Annotated in this window: 12 protein-coding genes and 1 tRNA gene; 12 read left to right on the plus strand and 1 reads right to left on the minus strand. The window is 61.5% G+C overall.

Annotation, left to right across the window (positions count from 1 at the left end; genetic code table 11):
* Nucleotides 1-52: 52 nt before the first annotated feature.
* From tuf to rplK, 6 genes are all read left to right on the plus strand, one after another.
* Nucleotides 53-1,240, plus strand: coding sequence for an elongation factor Tu (gene tuf, locus FTO74_RS02745; RefSeq protein ID WP_162536766.1), 1,188 nt, complete (start codon nucleotides 53-55; stop codon nucleotides 1,238-1,240).
* A gap of 109 nt (nucleotides 1,241-1,349) precedes the next feature.
* The gene (rpmG, locus tag FTO74_RS02750; protein WP_013579310.1) at nucleotides 1,350-1,499 is read left to right on the plus strand and encodes a 50S ribosomal protein L33; all 150 of its coding nucleotides are present in this window, start codon (nucleotides 1,350-1,352) and stop codon (nucleotides 1,497-1,499) included.
* Nucleotides 1,500-1,558: 59 nt separating this feature from the next.
* Nucleotides 1,559-1,634, plus strand: a tRNA-Trp gene (locus tag FTO74_RS02755).
* An 84-nt stretch (nucleotides 1,635-1,718) separates the two neighbouring features.
* Complete coding sequence (gene secE / locus FTO74_RS02760) at nucleotides 1,719-1,982, plus strand: preprotein translocase subunit SecE (RefSeq protein ID WP_162536767.1); 264 nt, start codon at nucleotides 1,719-1,721, stop codon at nucleotides 1,980-1,982.
* Nucleotides 1,983-2,024: 42 nt separating this feature from the next.
* Nucleotides 2,025-2,669 carry a transcription termination/antitermination protein NusG gene (nusG, locus tag FTO74_RS02765; protein WP_162536768.1) on the plus strand — a complete coding sequence of 215 codons (645 nt, stop codon included), beginning with the start codon at nucleotides 2,025-2,027 and terminating at the stop codon, nucleotides 2,667-2,669.
* A 189-nt stretch (nucleotides 2,670-2,858) separates the two neighbouring features.
* A complete protein-coding gene (gene rplK / locus FTO74_RS02770; RefSeq protein WP_162536769.1) occupies nucleotides 2,859-3,293 on the plus strand; it encodes a 50S ribosomal protein L11 in 435 nt (144 codons plus the stop codon).
* A 167-nt stretch (nucleotides 3,294-3,460) separates the two neighbouring features.
* On the opposite strand, the gene FTO74_RS02775 is transcribed toward rplK, so the two are convergent.
* Nucleotides 3,461-4,558, minus strand: a complete 1,098-nt coding sequence (locus FTO74_RS02775; protein ID WP_162536770.1) for a radical SAM protein — start codon at nucleotides 4,556-4,558, stop codon at nucleotides 3,461-3,463.
* A 143-nt stretch (nucleotides 4,559-4,701) separates the two neighbouring features.
* Between FTO74_RS02775 and FTO74_RS02780 the strand changes: the two genes are divergently transcribed.
* From FTO74_RS02780 to rpoC, 6 genes are all read left to right on the plus strand, one after another.
* A complete protein-coding gene (locus FTO74_RS02780; protein ID WP_162536771.1) occupies nucleotides 4,702-5,451 on the plus strand; it encodes a YoaK family protein in 750 nt (249 codons plus the stop codon).
* A gap of 116 nt (nucleotides 5,452-5,567) precedes the next feature.
* On the plus strand, nucleotides 5,568-6,281 hold the full coding sequence (rplA, locus tag FTO74_RS02785) for a 50S ribosomal protein L1 (RefSeq protein ID WP_162536772.1): 714 nt from the start codon (nucleotides 5,568-5,570) through the stop codon (nucleotides 6,279-6,281).
* 90 nt (nucleotides 6,282-6,371) lie between these two features.
* Nucleotides 6,372-7,013, plus strand: coding sequence for a 50S ribosomal protein L10 (gene rplJ, locus FTO74_RS02790; RefSeq protein ID WP_162536773.1), 642 nt, complete (start codon nucleotides 6,372-6,374; stop codon nucleotides 7,011-7,013).
* Nucleotides 7,014-7,149: 136 nt separating this feature from the next.
* Nucleotides 7,150-7,524 carry a 50S ribosomal protein L7/L12 gene (gene rplL / locus FTO74_RS02795; protein WP_162536774.1) on the plus strand — a complete coding sequence of 125 codons (375 nt, stop codon included), beginning with the start codon at nucleotides 7,150-7,152 and terminating at the stop codon, nucleotides 7,522-7,524.
* A gap of 787 nt (nucleotides 7,525-8,311) precedes the next feature.
* Nucleotides 8,312-12,793: a DNA-directed RNA polymerase subunit beta gene (gene rpoB / locus FTO74_RS02800; RefSeq protein WP_162536775.1), complete on the plus strand. Its 4,482-nt coding sequence runs from the start codon at nucleotides 8,312-8,314 to the stop codon at nucleotides 12,791-12,793.
* A 235-nt stretch (nucleotides 12,794-13,028) separates the two neighbouring features.
* Nucleotides 13,029-17,219, plus strand: coding sequence for a DNA-directed RNA polymerase subunit beta' (gene rpoC / locus FTO74_RS02805; RefSeq protein ID WP_162536776.1), 4,191 nt, complete (start codon nucleotides 13,029-13,031; stop codon nucleotides 17,217-17,219).
* Nucleotides 17,220-17,395 lie beyond the last annotated feature (176 nt).

The following is a 17,395-nucleotide window of genomic DNA, read 5'->3' on the forward strand; positions in this document are numbered from 1 at the left end:
CGGTAGAGAATCCACCTACAAGTTTTGTTGCAAAAGATCTAAGGAGATAGCAATGGGTAAGGAAAAGTTTGACCGTTCAAAGCCGCACGTAAACATTGGAACGATTGGTCACATCGACCACGGCAAGACGACGCTGACTGCTGCGATCACGAAGGTTCTGTCGAAGCATAATCCTTCGAACAAGTTCCGCTCGTTCGACACGATCGACAACGCACCCGAGGAGCGCGAGCGCGGTATTACGATCGCGACCTCGCACGTGGAGTACGAGACGCCGAACCGGCACTACGCGCACGTCGACTGCCCTGGCCACGCGGACTACATCAAGAACATGATCACGGGAGCTGCGCAGATGGACGGCGCGATCCTGGTGGTCGCAGCGACCGACGGCCCGATGCCCCAGACCAAGGAGCACGTTCTGCTGGCGCGTCAGGTCGGCGTTCCGTACATCGTGGTGTTCCTGAACAAGTGCGATGCGGTCGAGGACGAAGAGCTGATCGAGCTGGTCGAGATGGAGGTTCGTGAGCTTCTGTCGAAGTACGACTACCCCGGCGACGACACCCCGATCATCCGCGGCTCCGCCCTGGGCGCGCTGAACGGCGAGGCGCAGTGGGAGGCCAAGATCGACGAGCTGATGGAGGCGGTGGACAAGTACGTTCCGCAGCCTGAGCGCGCCGTGGATCTGCCGTTCCTGATGCCTATCGAGGATATCTTCTCGATCTCGGGCCGCGGCACCGTGGTGACGGGCCGTATCGAGCGCGGCAAGGTGAAGGTTGGCGAGGCTTGCGAGATCGTGGGCTTCGGCGACACGCAGGCTACGGTCTGCACCGGCGTCGAGATGTTCAAGAAGCAGCTCGATGAGGGTCTTGCGGGCGACAACGCGGGTCTTCTGCTGCGCGGTATCGCGAAGGAAGCGGTGGAGCGCGGGATGGTCCTGGCGAAGCCGGGTTCGATCAAGCCGCACACCGAGTTCAAGGGCGAGGTCTACGTTCTGAGCAAGGAAGAGGGCGGACGTCACACTCCGTTCTTCAACGGCTACCGTCCGCAGTTCTACTTCCGGACGACGGACGTGACGGGTTCGGCGAAGCTTCCTGCGGGCACCGAGATGTGTATGCCGGGTGACAACATCCAGCTCGAGATCTCGCTGCACACGCCGGTCGCGATGGAGAAGGGCCTCCGCTTCGCTATCCGCGAGGGCGGTCGCACCGTCGGTGCAGGTACCATCTCGGAAATCATCAAGTAACTGTAGTCGGCTGGGATCAGGCAGTACGGAATAGGGATGAGCAAGCGGGTACTGGTTGGGAGCAATCCTGCCAGTACCCTTAGCTTGCGAAATCGGATAGGATAAAGAGATGCGCGAAATTATTACACTGCAGTGCCCCGAGTGCAAGAACAGGAACTACTCCACGACGAAGAACAAGAAGACGACCACCGGCCGTCTGGAGTTCTCGAAGTTCTGCAATACCTGCCGCAAGCACACGGACCACAAGGAAACGAAGTAAGTTTGGGGCGGCTTCCGGTCTTTAGCTGAGAGCTGAGGCCAGAAGCTAACGGCTCCCTGGGGGGAGTAAGCTCAACGGTTAAACTGTCGGTCTCCAAAACCGAACTTCTCGGTTCGAATCCGAGCTCCCCCGCCAGTTTTGCTCCGCGCAGTTGATGCCGGACGGTAACAAGTAGTATCTAGATGGGCTCAGTCGAGCACGAAGGTTTGAGACACGGCGATGGCCAAGGGATTAGCAGTGGCGGAAGAGCAGCAAAACTCGGGAATGGAGCAGTTCAAGTCGGCTCCGGCGCGGCTGAACGAGTTCCTGAAAGATGTTCGGGCGGAGATGCGCAAGGCAATCGTTCCTTCGCGCGCCGAGGTCCAGACGACGACGATTGTGGTCATCGTGACGGTGTTCATCTTCGCCGCGTACTTCTGGCTGGTGGACAACATCATCGGTCGCGGCATCGAGATGTTGCTGCACAAGCTGATCACCAGGTAGTACGGCACGGCTAGACCCAAGCTCGACGAAAAAGGCACAATTATGGCAGTGAAAGAGACAAATCCGGACGATCTTCTCCCCGAGGAGCCAGTAGTTCCGGCCGCCGAAGGTGCAGCAGTCGAGGGCGAGCACCTCGAGCCGCCGGTCAACGAGAATTTTAAGTGGTACATCATCCACGCTTACTCAGGTTTCGAGCGCAAGGTGCGCGAGTCCCTGGAGAGCCGGATCCACGCCTATAACCTGCAGAACAAGATCGGGCGCATCATGATCCCGACCGAGCCGGTGACTGAGCTGCGCAATGGCAAGAAGTACACCATCGAGCGCGTCTTCCTGCCGGGCTACGTGCTGGTGGAGATGGACCTCGATAACGACCTGTGGCACGTGATCAAGAACACGCCGCGGGTGACGGGCTTCCTCGGCACGGGTGATAACCCGGTCGCGCTGAGCGAGCAGGAGGTCAGCTCCATCCTGTTCCGGTCCGACGTGTCGAAGGACAAGCCGGTGATGAAGATCAAGTTCGAGAAGGGCGAGCAGGTCCGAATCAATGAGGGACCGTTCGCAAACTTCAACGGCGCGGTCGACGACGTGAACGAGGACAAGCAGACCCTGAAGGTCATGGTCAGCATCTTCGGACGTTCGACGCCGGTCGAGATCGAGTTCTCGAAGGTCGACAAGGTAGAGATTTAGTCTTCTCCACGTCGATCAGAGAGTTTGAAGTAGGGCTTGCGGTCCGCCGAATGGGTTGTCTCCACCGGGCTTCTCGGAACGCTGCTTAAGATAAGTCTTAGGGGAACTTAAGACAGAAACTGCACCACTATTCCGCAGACGGCGCCTTATCGGCAGCCGCTGCCACAAAGCGTAAAGAGGATTCCCGCAATGGCACCGAAGAAGATTACTGGATACGTCAAGCTACAGGTTATGGCCGCCAAGGCCACCCCCGCACCGCCGATCGGCCCGGCCCTCGGCCAGGCGCAGGTCAACATCATGGAGTTCTGCAAGCAGTTCAACGACCGGACCAAGGATCCTTCGATGGCTGGCCTGACGATCCCGGTCGTCATCTCTGTCTACGCAGACCGTACGTTCAGCTTCATCACCAAGACCCCTCCGGCTGCGGTTCTGCTGAAGAAGGCCGCCGGCATCGAGAAGGGCTCGGGCACTCCGAACAAGGAGAAGAAGGGCAAGGTCACCGAGCAGCAGATCATCGAGATCGCCACGCAGAAGATGCCTGACCTGAACTCGACCACGGTTGAGGCAGCGGCGAGGAGCATTCGCGGTACGGCTCGCTCGATGGGTATCGAGATTGTCGGTTAGTTTCTAGATATGTTTGAGTAAAAAAGCGCAGAGCCAATGGCTCTGCGCTTTTTCTTTTCCTCCCGACCAGCGGGAGGACCGAAGCAGTTGATCTTGCCGAGACAAGTATGAAAGTCACGAAGTGACCGCCCCGCGCGTAGCGGGCCCGTCCGGCAGGACGTCTTCCATCAGCCGAAGAGCTTGGTCTGGATTGGAATCCCTATACCGGTTGGCGGCTTTTTGTTCTCTCCGACGGCTCGCAATATCATCACCTCGCCGGAGCGCTCGCCTACCCGGTGCCTCTGGCAGGACTCCTGGACCAGGGCTTGCAGCCGTTCCTGGTAAGGCTTTTCTGCAAAGGCCCGTTGGGCAAAGCGTTCGGCATATTCGACGGCGAGGTGGGGGTAGTGCTCACGAACGAAGCTCTGGAACGTTGGACGTGAGCACGACTTCAAATACAAGGGGTTGGCGGCGAAGAAGCTGGCGTCGGCTTTCGCGGCGTGGGCTGCCATGCGGTCGATGGCCTCGGCGGTGTCGGTGATGCCGGGCAGCAGCGGCGAGCAGAGGATGCCGGTGATGAGCCCCGCCTCCCGCAGCCGCCGGACGGTCGCAAGGCGCAGGTCGGGCCGGGGAGCACGCGGCTCGAGGATGCGGGCGAGCCGGGCATCGGGAGTGGTGACCGTGATGTGCAGCACGAGCGTGTTGCGGCGCGCGATCTCGGTGAGCAGGTCGATGTCGCGGGCGATCAGGGTGGACTTCGTGATAATGCCGAGCCTGCGGCCCGAGCGGCGGGCCAGCACTTCAAGCAGGGAGCGCGTGATGCGGGCGGTGCGCTCGATGGGCTGGTAGGGATCGGTGGCGGTGCCGATGACGATCTCGCCGAGGGGGTCGGTGCGGTCGAGCTTGCGCAGCTCCTGCTCGAGCAGCCAGGCGGCGTTCTGCTTCAGGAAGATGTGGCGTTCGAAGGCGGTGGCCCAGGGTTGAATCGCGTCGGGATCGCCGTCGCTGCTGCCCAGCGGGCCGGGTTCGAGGAACTCGTGGGTGTAGCGGGCGAAGCAGTAGCGGCAGGCGAACTCGCAGCCGCGGTAGGGGTTGATCGACCAAGCGATGGAGAGGCGGCGCTTGGAGATAGAGCGGTTCAGGATGGATCGGCTCTTGATCGCTTTGAACTCGATCAGGTGGCCGTCGGCAGTATGGGCGGCCTCGGCGGCGAGGCGGGCGAGGCCGGTGGGAACGGCATTGAGGATAGGGAAGAGCGTCTCCGAGTTGGGTTTTATTTTCGCCATTTATTCGCCTTTTGAGTACTATGCTCTCCGCTATCTGCGGCGTCAATGGGAATCTGGTTGTGGATTTTCCTGTGAGGGCGGGTAGGTGACGTCGACGGTCCCCGGGGTGTAACGAATGGCGGCAAATCTGTAATGATAAAGACGTGCCACTCTTTTATCTGCGCCGCCTGACCGGTACGCATCGAACGGAGATCGCCAACCGCCACCTGGCCCGCTACCTGGCCTTTGTGGCCGGGGCTGCGAACGCCGGGGGATTCCTCGCGGTCCGGCAGTACACCTCCCACATGTCGGGCATTGTTTCGGCCATGGCAGACAACCTCGCCGCCGGGGATCTGGAGCCGGTCTTCACCGGGCTGGCCGCGGTCTTCTCGTTCCTGATGGGGGCGTTCCTGACGACACTGCTGATCCGCTGGGCGCGCTCGCGGTCGCTCGAGAGCGAGTACGCGCTGCCGCTGGTCCTCGAGGCGTTGTTGCTGGTGCTCTTCGGCTTTACAGGACGAGTCTTCGCGGGTGGACGCGTGCTGGGCACGGTGATGCTGCTCTGCCTGACGATGGGGCTGCAGAACGCGATCATCACCAAGCTGTCGAACGCGGTGATCCGCACGACGCACCTGACGGGCATGGTGACCGATATCGGCATCGCGCTGGGCCGACTGGCGTTTAGGGCGGTGGCGCAGCACGAGTCGTCTCCCCCACCGGAGCTGACCACGCTGCAACTCCACCTGTCGCTCATCGCCATGTTCTTCGTCGGCGGCGTCACCGGCGCGACGGGGTTCAAGTACGCGGGCTTCTTCTTTACGCTGCCGCTGGCGGTGGTCCTGCTGGTGCTCGCGGCGATGCCGGTGATCGACGATCTGCGCCGTCCAGTCGTGACGCAGCAGGCAAAATCTTGACTTTGGGTTAATTTTCCGCCATACTCATAAAGTTGCCTCAACTCCCGTTGAGTGCAGTCGAACCACGCCGATGCGGAAGTGAGTATCGCGGGTGGAAGATAAAGGAAGAAACACTCATGGCAAAGAAGATCTCCAAGAACCTGGCGAAGGCGCGCGCGTTGGTTGAGCCGCGTCCCTACACGCTGGTCGATGCGGTTCCCCTGCTCCAGAAGGCCAAGTATGTGAAGTTTGACGAGACCGTCGACCTGACCCTGCGTCTGGGCGTCGATCCCCGTCACGCGGACCAGATGGTGCGCGGCACCGTCGTTCTGCCCCACGGTCTGGGCGGCAAGTCCAAGGTTGTCGCGGTAATCGCTTCGGGCGACCGCATCAAGGATGCCGAGGCTGCCGGCGCCGAGTTCTTCGGCGGCGAAGAGCTGGTCGAGAAGATTCAGAAGGAAGGCTGGACGGCCTTCGACGCGCTGATCGCGACCCCCGACATGATGAAGTCGGTCGGACGTCTCGGCAAGGTTCTCGGACCCAAGGGCCTGATGCCGAACCCCAAGACCGGCACCGTCACCACCGACGTCGCCAGCGCCATCCGCGAGATCAAGGCTGGTAAGGTCGAGTTCCGCACGGATAAGACGGCTCTGGTTCACGTTCCCGTGGGCAAGCTCTCGTTCGATCCGCAGAAGCTGGTCGACAACGCGATGGTCGTCATCTCGAGCGTCATGAAGGCGAAGCCTTCGGCCGCCAAGGGACGCTACGTCAAGGGCATCACGCTCAGCTCCTCGATGGGGCCTGGCATCAAGCTCGACGACGCGGTCACGGATCTCGCAGCCAAGGCTTAGTTCGCCGGCTGGGACGATTTTCCCCGCGAGTCTGCGGGCAGATATTCAAGACAGCCGGTGCAAGATCCGGCAGCTAAAGGCTAGGTTTTTATGGCAATCAGCAGGGCAACCAAAGCGGCGAAGGTCAAGGTCCTCACCAAGGAGCTTGAGTCTTCCACGTCCGCTATCATCGGCACCTTCAAGGGTATGACCGCCGCCAAGGACTTCGATCTGCGCAAGGTCGTTCGCGGCGCGGGCGGAAGCTATCACGTCGTCAAGAACAAGCTGGCCGCGCGTGCGAGCCAGGGTTCGAAGGTTGAGGCCGCTCTCCAGGGTCTCAAGGGCGTCTCCTCGGTCGCCTACACCTCGGGCGATCCCGTCGCGCTGGCGAAGGCGCTGGCGGCGTGGGTCAAGGACAACGCGGAGTTCACCTTCAAGCTGGGCATCGTCGACGGCAAGGTGATCTCGGTGCAGGAGATTGGCGACCTGGCCACGATGCCGGGCAAGGAAGAGCTGTTCTCGAAGCTGCTGTTCCTCATCCAGTCCCCGGCGCAGCGCCTGGCGACCGTCATCAACGCCACGGGCCGCGATCTCGCGGTGGTTATCAACCAGGGCGTCGAGAAGGAGAAGTTCTCGGGTTCGGCCCCGGCCGCTGTTGCGGCTCCCGTAGCCGAGGCTGCTGCTCCTGTTGTGGAGACGGCTGTCGAAGAGGCTCCTGCTGCAGAGGCAGAGGCTCCTGCGGTCGAGGGCTAACAAGTTTCGCTGTTCCGTCACGGGGGCGCCAGTCTGGGCGCAACGGAAACCCGGGAGGGGATGGCAGCCGAAGCGGAACGAGGCTTCGGAGATCACAAATGAAGTTCAGCAACAACATTAGAAACGGAGAAATCACATGGCGGACCTACAGCAGTTGGAAGATTCGATCGTTAGCCTGAGCCTGCTCGAAGCATCGGCTCTGGTCAAGAAGCTTGAAGAGCGCCTCGGCGTCTCGGCGGCGGCGGCAGTTGCAGCTCCGGCTGCGGGCGGCGGCGCTGCGGCGGCGGCTCCCGTGGAAGAGAAGACCGAGTTCACGGTCATCCTGAAGGACGGCGGCGCCAACAAGATCGCGACCATCAAGGCGGTTCGCGAGATCACGGCCCTCGGTCTCAAGGAAGCCAAGGACCTGGTCGACGGCGCACCGAAGCCGCTCAAGGAGAACATCTCCAAGGCGGACGCGGAAGCCATTGCCAAGAAGTTCGAAGGCGTCGCGGCAGTCGAGATCAAGTAGTTATTCCTAGTTGCACTTTCAGGCGGAAAGCGGTATCCTTAGCGATGAGGATACTGGCTTCCGCCTGATCGTGTGACATCAGGCAACTCTACTAACTACCTTACTGGGAAACTACCTAACTTCAGGTTGTTATCAGGTTTTATTCCGGCCTATGCCGCGTTGTGCGGTGTACGAGGTCGGCCATACCAGGCGTCAAGCGGCGGATGGCTGGTGTGAAACGGGCAGGCGGCAGCGAACTCTTGAGACACGGCGAGTCTCAAAGGGCGGCATCAATTACTCTGATCACGATAGGTTCGGTGCGAAACTCGTCTTTTGCGCTCTCGGGACACTTTGTTCCTGTGGGCGTTTTTGTCGTCCCTGCCAGTTAGTTTTATGCCTGGCTTCGAGTTTCAACGTGGTGCAATGCGGTGTTTATAGCAGTTCCATAACGGTACGGAAAGCGAAAAGTTGTTTGGTCGGTCTAATCCTCTAAACCGCTTGTTCCGGAGATTTTTCAGCAGGACCCAAGTTTGAGTTCAGCATGACCCCAGAGTGCTTCGGGGTCTCTGTTCCGGGTGATTTCACCCAGCAGCAAGAAGAAGGCCGGTCGTGATGACCGGAGAGAGTATGCGCAGAGGGTAGGCCGCACGCGAGGGCGGTCGGACCCGGAGTCGAATCAGGACAGCGCACAGCACGTAACCCGCAGAGCCGCAGTGTGGCTCTGCTCCTCGAAGGCTGGTTCCCTCATCGGTCATACGATGCCGGGAGTTTAGCTGGAGAGGCCTCGACGCGATCTTCAGGAGAGAGCATGTCCGGTCCAAAGAAAGAAATGCGCGCGATCCGCAGCCGTCTCGATTTTTCCAAGATTCCCACCTCCATCCAGATTCCGAACCTCATCGAGGTCCAGCGCCGCAGCTACGAGCGTTTCCTGCAGATGGACAAGCTGCCTCAGGAGCGCGAGGACAACGGCCTGCAGTCGGTGTTCACCTCGGTCTTCCCGATCACCGACTTCCGCAACGTGTCCGAGCTGGAGTTCGTTGATTTCTCCATCGGCAACTGGGAGTGCAAGTGCGGCTACCTCAAGGGCCTCAACCACCTGCGCACGGCCTGCTCGCACTGCGGCCACATGGTCATCACCGACCCCTTCCATCCGGGCGACGTCCTCTGTAACTTCTGCGGCACCTACAACAAGAACACCCCCGACTTCTGCACCAAGTGCGGAGACCCCGTGGGCCTTCAGCTCAAGTACGATCAGGCCGAGTGCGAAGAGCGCGGCATGACCTACTCGGCTCCGCTCAAGGTGACGATCCGCCTGAAGATCTACGACAAGGACGCCGAGACCGGCGTCAAGACCCTGCGCGACATGAAGGAGCAGGAGGTCTTCTTCGGCGATATCCCGCTGATGAGCCAGAACGGCACCTTCATCGTCAACGGCACAGAGCGCGTCATCGTCTCGCAGCTCCACCGTTCGCCCGGCGTCTTCTTCGAGACGGCGAACAACCGCACCTACTTCCTGGGCAAGATCATTCCGTACCGCGGCTCGTGGGTCGAGTTCGAGTACGACCAGAAGAACACCCTCTACGTCCGCATCGACCGCAAGCGAAAGTTCCTCGGCACCATCTTCCTGCGCGCGCTCGGCCTGCGTACCGATGAGGAGATCCTCAAGACCTTCTACACGGTCGACACCATCGGCATCGCCGACGGCAAGCTGAGCTGGAAGGTAGCCGAAGAGGGCAAGCCGACCAACCTGCTGGGCACCAAGCCCGCGGCCGCGGTCAAGCACAAGGGCGAGGAGATCGGCGTCGCCGGGCGCAAGATCAGCCCGAGCGTGCTCAAGGCTCTTCGCACCAACAAGATCGAGTCGGTCGAGGTCGAGACCACCGAGCTTGAGGGCGCGATGACGGCCTCGGACATCGTCGATATGACCACTGGCGAGCTGCTCTACGAGGCCAACCAGGAGCTGAGCGCCGACAAGCTGCACAAGATCATCCAGTCCGGCGTCACCACCCTCGAGGTCTTCTTCCCCGAGCGCGATGACGTGGGCAACATCATCACCAACACGCTGCGGCGCGACTCGGTGCGCAAGCCTGAAGAGGCCCTGATCGAGATCTACCGCAAGCTGCGTCCGGGCGACCCGCCGACGCTCGACACCGCGACCGCGCTCTTCGAGGGCATGTTCTTCGATCCGCGCAAGTACGACTTCTCGCGCGTGGGCCGTCTCAAGTTCAACATCAAGCTGTACGAGGATCAGTCGCCCGAGGGGCTCGACCACCGCACGCTGACCCCCGAGGACTTCTACGGCACTATCCGCTACCTGCTGAAGCTGCGCAAGAACATCGGCGCGGTGGACGATATCGATCACCTTGGCAACCGCCGCGTCCGCGCGGTCGGTGAGCTCATGGAGAACCAGTTCCGCATCGGCCTGGTTCGCATGGAGCGCGCGATCAAGGAGAAGATGTCGGTCTATCAGGAGATGTCGACGGCGATGCCGCACGACCTCATCAACGCCAAGCCCGTCATGGCCGCGATCCGCGAGTTCTTCGGTTCGTCGCAGCTCTCACAGTTCATGGACCAGACCAACCCGCTGTCGGAGATCACGCACAAGCGTCGCCTCTCCGCCCTTGGGCCTGGTGGTCTATCGCGTGAGCGCGCTGGCTTCGAAGTCCGCGACGTGCACCCGACCCACTACGGACGCATCTGCCCGATCGAGACGCCTGAAGGTCCGAACATCGGTCTCATCTCGTCGCTTTCCTGCTTTGCGCGCATCAATGAGTACGGCTTCATCGAAAGCCCGTACCGCCGCGTGAAGGACGGTCAGGCGCTGGATTACGTTGCGGTCACCAACGCGGGCGAGTCCGGTCTGCGCCAGGGCGATCACCTCGAGACCAGCGAGGCCGCAGCCAAGAACGAAGAGCTGCGCAAGGCCGGCAAGCGCACGATGGATCTGGAGCCCTTCAGCTTCTATCTCTCGGCGTGGGAAGAGGATCGCCACACGATCGCTCAGGCCAACATCGAGCTCGATGAGCACCTGAACATCGTTCAGAACATCGTCGATGCGCGGCGTCAGGGCAACTTTGTCCTGGTCAACAAGTCCGAGGTCGATTACGTCGACGTGTCGCCGAAGCAGCTCGTCTCCGTGGCCGCCTCGCTCGTGCCGTTCCTCGAGCACGACGACGCCAACCGCGCTCTGATGGGAGCCAACATGCAGCGCCAGTCGGTGCCTCTGCTGGTGGCCGAGGCTCCGTTCGTCGGAACCGGTATGGAAGGCGTCACCGCCCGCGACTCGGGCGCCGTCATCCTGGCCAAGCGCAACGGCATCATCGACTCGGTGGACTCGGAGCGCATCATCGTCCGTGTAGAGGGCGAGCATCACCCCACGCAGCTCTCGCGTGAGGTGGGTTCGGACATCTATCAGCTCACCAAGTTCAAGCGCTCCAACCAGAACACCTGCATCAACCAGAAGCCGATCGTCCGCAAGGGTGACCGCGTGCTGAAGGGGCAGGTAATCGCTGACGGTCCTTGCACCGAGCAGGGAGAGCTGGGTCTCGGACGTAACGTGCTGGTGGCCTTCATGCCCTGGCGCGGATACAACTTCGAGGACGCGATCCTGATCTCCGAAAAGCTGGTCCGCGAGGACTACTACACCTCGATCCACATCGAGGAGTTCGAGATCGAGGCCCGCGACACGAAGCTGGGACCGGAAGAGATCACGCGGGATATCCCCAACGTCTCCGAGCACGCGCTGCGTGATCTGGACGAGTCGGGCATCATCCGCATCGGCGCCAAGATCGGCCACAACGACATCCTGGTCGGCAAAGTAACTCCCAAGGGCGAGACGCAGTTGACCCCTGAAGAGAAGCTGCTGCGCGCCATCTTCGGCGAAAAGGCCGGAGACGTTCGCGACGCCTCGCTCACGTGCCCTCCGGGCATCGAAGGCACGGTCGTCGACGTCCGCATCTTCTCCCGCAAGGGACAGGAGAAAGACGAGCGCGCCAAGCAGATCGAGCAGGAGATGGTCGAGAAGCTGGAGCGCAACCTGGCCGACGAGATTCGTATTCTCACCGACGAGCGGTTGAAGCGTCTTGAGGCGATCCTGGGAGCTAAGGAAGTCTTGGCTGATTTGCATGACGAGCGCACCAACAAGAAGCTGCTCAACAAGGGCGAGATCCTCGACCGCGACATGATCGAGCTGATCAGCACCCGCAACCTGAAGCGCATCCGCTACGCCGACAAGGATCCGCGCGTGAACGAGCAGATCGACGAGATCGAAGAGATGACCTCTCGCCAGATCGACGTTCTGCGCAAGATCACGAACGAGAAGATCAGCAAGATGTCGAAGGGCGATGAGCTTGCGCCCGGCGTCATCAAGATGGTCAAGGTGTACATCGCGATGAAGCGCCGCCTGTCGGTCGGAGACAAGATGGCCGGCCGCCACGGTAACAAGGGTGTGGTCGCGCGCATCCTGCCCGAAGAGGATATGCCGTACCTGCCCGATGGAACCCCGGTCGAGATCGTGCTGAACCCGCTCGGTGTGCCTTCGCGTATGAACGTCGGACAGATCCTCGAGACGCACCTCGGCTGGGCGGCTCACACCCTCGGCCAGCAGGTCGCCGAGCTTGCGGAGAAGATGGAGTCGGCCAACGAGGTTCGCGAGCTCTTCAAGGCGCGCTTCGCGGGCACGGCTGCTCTCAACCAGTTGCTCAACCTCGACGACGAGCAGACCCTGCGCGTCGCCGCCGGTATGAAGCGCGGCATCTGGTTCGGCACGGCGGTCTTCGACGGCGCACGCGAGACCGAGATCAAGGCTCTGCTGAAGTCGGCGGGCCTGCCCAGCTCGGGTAAGACGCAGCTCTTTGACGGTATGCTCGGCGATCCATTCGAGCAGCCCGCCACGGTCGGCTACATCTACATGCTCAAGCTGTCGCACCTTGTCGACGACAAGATCCACGCACGCTCCATCGGGCCGTACTCGCTCATCACGCAGCAGCCGCTGGGTGGTAAGGCGCAGTTCGGCGGACAGCGCTTCGGTGAGATGGAGGTCTGGGCGCTCGAAGCTTATGGCGCTGCTTACATCCTGCAGGAGCTGCTCACCGCCAAGTCCGACGACGTCTTTGGCCGTACCAAGATCTACGAGGCCATCGTCAAGGGCGAGGCGGCGATCGAGCCGGGCGTGCCGGAGTCGTTCAACGTGCTGATCAGAGAGCTTCAGTCTTTGTGCCTGGACGTAGAGCTGATCAAGCAGTCGGACCAGAAGAAGGTTCCGCTGCCGTCGATTGCGGCCGCCGACTAACGAATCCGAGCTACTGGCCTCAGGCCATTAGCTCCTGGCAAGACTCGCCGGACCCATGGCGAGTTCCTCCTGAGCAAGGCCATCTGCTCAATGTTCAGGAGGGCTCGCCCGAGGGACCCCGGCACGAAATAGAAGAAGGCGATGAGACTTAAAGCACCACCTCCATCGCTCAGCATTGAACCGCACCAGACCCGCAGCTCCGCAACCAGGAGCTGCACCATACGGAGACGCATATATGTTTCGCTCCAGCCCCTTTGAACTGACCGGCCCCATCGCCGACTTCGACGCCATTAAGATTCAGCTCGCCAGCCCGGAGAAGATCCGTAGCTGGTCGCATGGCGAGGTCACCAAGCCCGAGACCATCAACTACCGCACGTTCAAGCCCGAGCGTGACGGCCTCTTCTGCGCGCGCATCTTCGGACCCGTCACCGACTGGGAGTGCCTGTGCGGCAAGTACAAGCGCATGAAGCACCGCGGCGTCATCTGCGACAAGTGCGGCGTCGAGGTCACCCTCTCGAAGGTCCGGCGCGAGCGCCTCGGCCACATCGAGCTGGCCTCGCCCTGCTCGCACGTCTGGTTCTTCAAGGGCCTGCCGTCGCGCATCGGCCACCTTCTCGACATCTCGCTGCGCGAGCTTGAGGCCGTCCTCTACTTCGAGTCCTACGTCGTCGTCGATCCGGGCGACGCGCCGGTCAAGGAGCGCGAGGTCATCAAGGACGAGAACCGCTTCCGCGAGCTCGACCAGCAGTACCGCCCCTCCGGCTTCAAGGCCATGATGGGCGCAGAGGCCATCAAGGAGCTGCTCAAGCGCGTCGAGATCCTCGAGCTTAGCATCGAGCTTCGGGAAAGAATGAAGACCGAGACCTCGCTCCAGAAGAAGCTCAAGTACTCCAAGCGTCTGAAGATCGTCGAGGCCTTCCGCAAGTCCGACAACCTGCCGCAGTGGATGATCCTCGACGTGATCCCCGTGATCCCGCCCGAACTGCGTCCGCTGGTTCCGCTCGATGGCGGCCGCTTCGCCACGTCGGACCTGAACGACCTGTACCGCCGCGTCATCAACCGCAACAACCGCCTCAAGAAGCTGATGGACCTGCACGCTCCCGAGGTCATCGTCCGCAACGAAAAGCGCATGTTGCAGGAGGCCGTCGACGCGCTCTTCGACAACGGCCGCCGTGGCCGCGTGCTGCGTGGCGCGAACAACCGTCCGCTGAAGTCGCTCTCCGACACCCTCAAGGGCAAGCAGGGCCGCTTCCGTCAGAACCTGCTCGGCAAGCGCGTCGACTACTCCGGCCGTTCGGTCATCGTCGTCGGCCCCGAGCTGAAGCTGCACCAGTGCGGTCTGCCCAAGAAGATGGCGCTTGAGCTGTTCAAGCCCTTCATCTATCACCGCCTCGAGCAGACCGGCCACTGCACCACCATCAAGCAGGCCAAGGAGATGGTGGAGATGCAGGAGCCCATCGTCTGGGACATCCTCGAAGAGGTCATCAAGGATCACCCGGTCCTGCTGAACCGCGCTCCGACCCTCCACCGTCTGGGTATCCAGGCGTTTGAGCCGGTGCTCGTCGAAGGCAAGGCCATCAAGATCCATCCGCTCGTCTGCACGGCGTTCAACGCCGACTTCGACGGCGACCAGATGGCTGTACACATCCCGCTCTCGCCCGAGGCTCAGATCGAGGCTTCGGTCCTGATGCTGGCCGCGCACAACATCCTCTCGCCCGCCTCAGGACAGCCCATCACGGTGCCCACGCAGGACCTCGTCCTCGGCCTCTACTACCTCACCAAGGCCAAGGTGAACGCCAAGGGTGAAGGCCGCGTCTTCGCGAACATCGAAGAGGTCTTCATGGCGCTCGAGGCCCAGCAGGTCGAGACGCTCTCGCCGATCCGCCTGCGCTACACTGGCAAGGTGCTCGACATGACCACCGCGTACGACGATCAGGATCTCGTCCACACCGAGGCCGTCGAGTACAACAACCAGTTCATCTCGACCACCGTCGGCCGCGCCATCCTCAACGACTCGCTGCCGGAGGGAATGCCCTTCGTCAACGGTCTGCTGAAGAAGAAGGGAATCGGGCAGCTCATCAACTACTGCTACCTGAACCTCGGACTCGAAGTGACCGTCAAGACCCTCGACCGCGTCAAGGATCTCGGCTTCCGCTATGCCACGCGCTCCGGTCTCTCGGTCGGGCTCGACGACATGGTCATCCCGGATTCGAAGTACACGCTGGTTGGCGACGCCGAAAAGACCGTCCTCACCATGCAGCAGCAGTACCTCGACGGAGCCATCACCAACGGCGAGCGTTCGAACAAGGTCATCCAGATGTGGTCGGGAGTCACCGAGCGCGTCGCCGATGAGATGTTCAACAACATGAAGCGCGCCGACAAGGAAGGAGCCATGAACCCGATCTACATCATGGCCGACTCCGGTGCTCGTGGTTCGAAGCAGCAGATCCGTCAGCTCTCCGGTATGCGCGGTCTGATGGCCAAGCCCTCGGGCGAGATCATCGAGACCCCCATTACGGCGAACTTCCGTGAAGGTCTCACCGTGCTCCAGTACTTCATCTCCACGCACGGAGCCCGTAAGGGTCTGGCCGACACGGCGCTCAAGACCGCGGACTCGGGTTACCTCACCCGCCGTCTGGTCGACGTGGCCCAGGACGTCATCATCTCGCACGTCGATTGCGGCACGGTCGACGGCATCTACGTCACCCCGATCATCGAAGCCGGTGAGACCATCGAGCCGCTGCGCGACCGCATCATCGGCCGCGTCTCGCTCGAGAAGCTCAAGGACTTCGAGGGCAAGACCATCGTCGAAGTGAACCAGGAGATCGACGAAGATCTCGCCTCGGCCATCCAGGCCGCGGGTATCGAGAAGGTGAAGATCCGGTCTGTTCTGACGTGCGAATCGAAGCGGGGAGTATGCATCCTCTGCTACGGCCGTAACCTCGGCTCGGGCAAGATGGTTGAGATGGGCGAGGCCGTCGGTGTCATCGCGGCGCAGTCCATCGGCGAGCCGGGAACCCAGCTCACCATGCGTACCTTCCACATCGGCGGAACCGCTTCGCGCGTCTCCGATGCGTCGCACCTCGAGGCCAAGAACGCGGGTTCGATCCGCTTCATCAACCTCGTCACGGTGCGCTCGAAGGACGGCGGCCTGGTGGCCTTCAACCGTAATGGTTCTATCGCCGTCATCGACGACAAGGGCCGCGAGAAGGAGCGTTACGCGATCGTCTACGGCGCCAAGCTGAAGGTCGAAGAGGGCCAGCAGGTTGCACAGGGACAGGTCATCGGCGAGTGGGACCCTTACACCTTCTCGCTCCTCACCGAGATCGCCGGAACGGTCCAGTTCAAGGACCTTCAGGAAGGCGTCACGCTCAACGAAGAGGTCGACGAAGTCACCGGCCTCTCGCGTCTGGTCGTCGCCGACTCTCCCGATGAGAAGCGTCAGCCCGCCATCATCATCAAGGGCGTCAACGGCAACAAGCGTTACCTGATGCCGTCGCGTGCTCACCTTATGTTGCAGGACGGCGACGAGGTCTTCCCCGGCGATATCCTCGCGAAGATCCCGCGTGAGACCACCCGTACCAAGGACATCACCGGAGGTCTGCCGCGCGTCGTTGAGCTGTTCGAAGCGCGTAAGCCTCGCGATCCCGCGATCATCTCGAAGATCGACGGTGTCGTCCGCTTCGGCGATGTGTCCAAGGGCCAGCGCAAGGTCTACGTCACGGCCGACAACGGGCAGGAGGAAGAGTACTCGGTGCCGCGTGGTGTGTACGTCAACGTCCAGGAAGGCGAGCGTCTGCGTGCAGGCGACGCCCTCATCGACGGACCGCGCAACCCGCACGACATCCTCGAGGTGCTCGGCGAGCGTGCTCTGCAGATGTATCTCGTGAACGAAATCCAGGAGGTCTACCGCTTGCAGGGTGTGACCATCTCGGACAAGCACATCGAGACCATCGTTCGGCAGATGCTGCGCTGGGTCAAGATCGAAGAGGTGGGCGATACGTCCTTCCTCGTCGACGAGCAGACCGATCGCTTCCGCTTCAACGGCGAGAACCAGCGTGTTCTGATGACGGGCGGCAAGCCTGCCATCGGGCGTTCGCTTCTTCTCGGTATCACGAAGGCGTCGCTCTCGACCGACAGCTTCATCTCGGCCGCCAGCTTCCAGGAGACCACCCGCGTCCTCACCGAAGCCTCGATCAGCGGCAAGATCGACACGCTGCGCGGCCTCAAGGAGAACGTCATCGTCGGTCGCCTCATCCCTGCCGGAACCGGCATGGAGTACTACCGCAACGTGCAGTTGTCGCCCGAACTCGAGGAGGCAGCCGCCCAGGTCCAGCAGGAGGTCACGGCAGCCATCGAAGCCGAGGAGCGAGAGCTGGAGCAGATGCGGATGGAAGGCGAACAAGAAGAAATGGCCGCCGAATAGCACTTCGTGCCGTTCTCGACGCTTCGCGTGAAACCTTAAAAGACAGCAACAACAAAGGCGGGTCGACTCGAAAGAGTCGGCCCGCTTTTTGTTTGCTGCCACTCCGAGCTGGTGCAAGCACAAGGCCCGGATGCCCAATGTCTCGCTTCTGAGAGGTGGGTTTGCCACTGATACTT

It is taken from the genome of Granulicella sp. WH15, from assembly GCF_009914315.1.
GTDB lineage: Bacteria > Acidobacteriota > Terriglobia > Terriglobales > Acidobacteriaceae > Edaphobacter.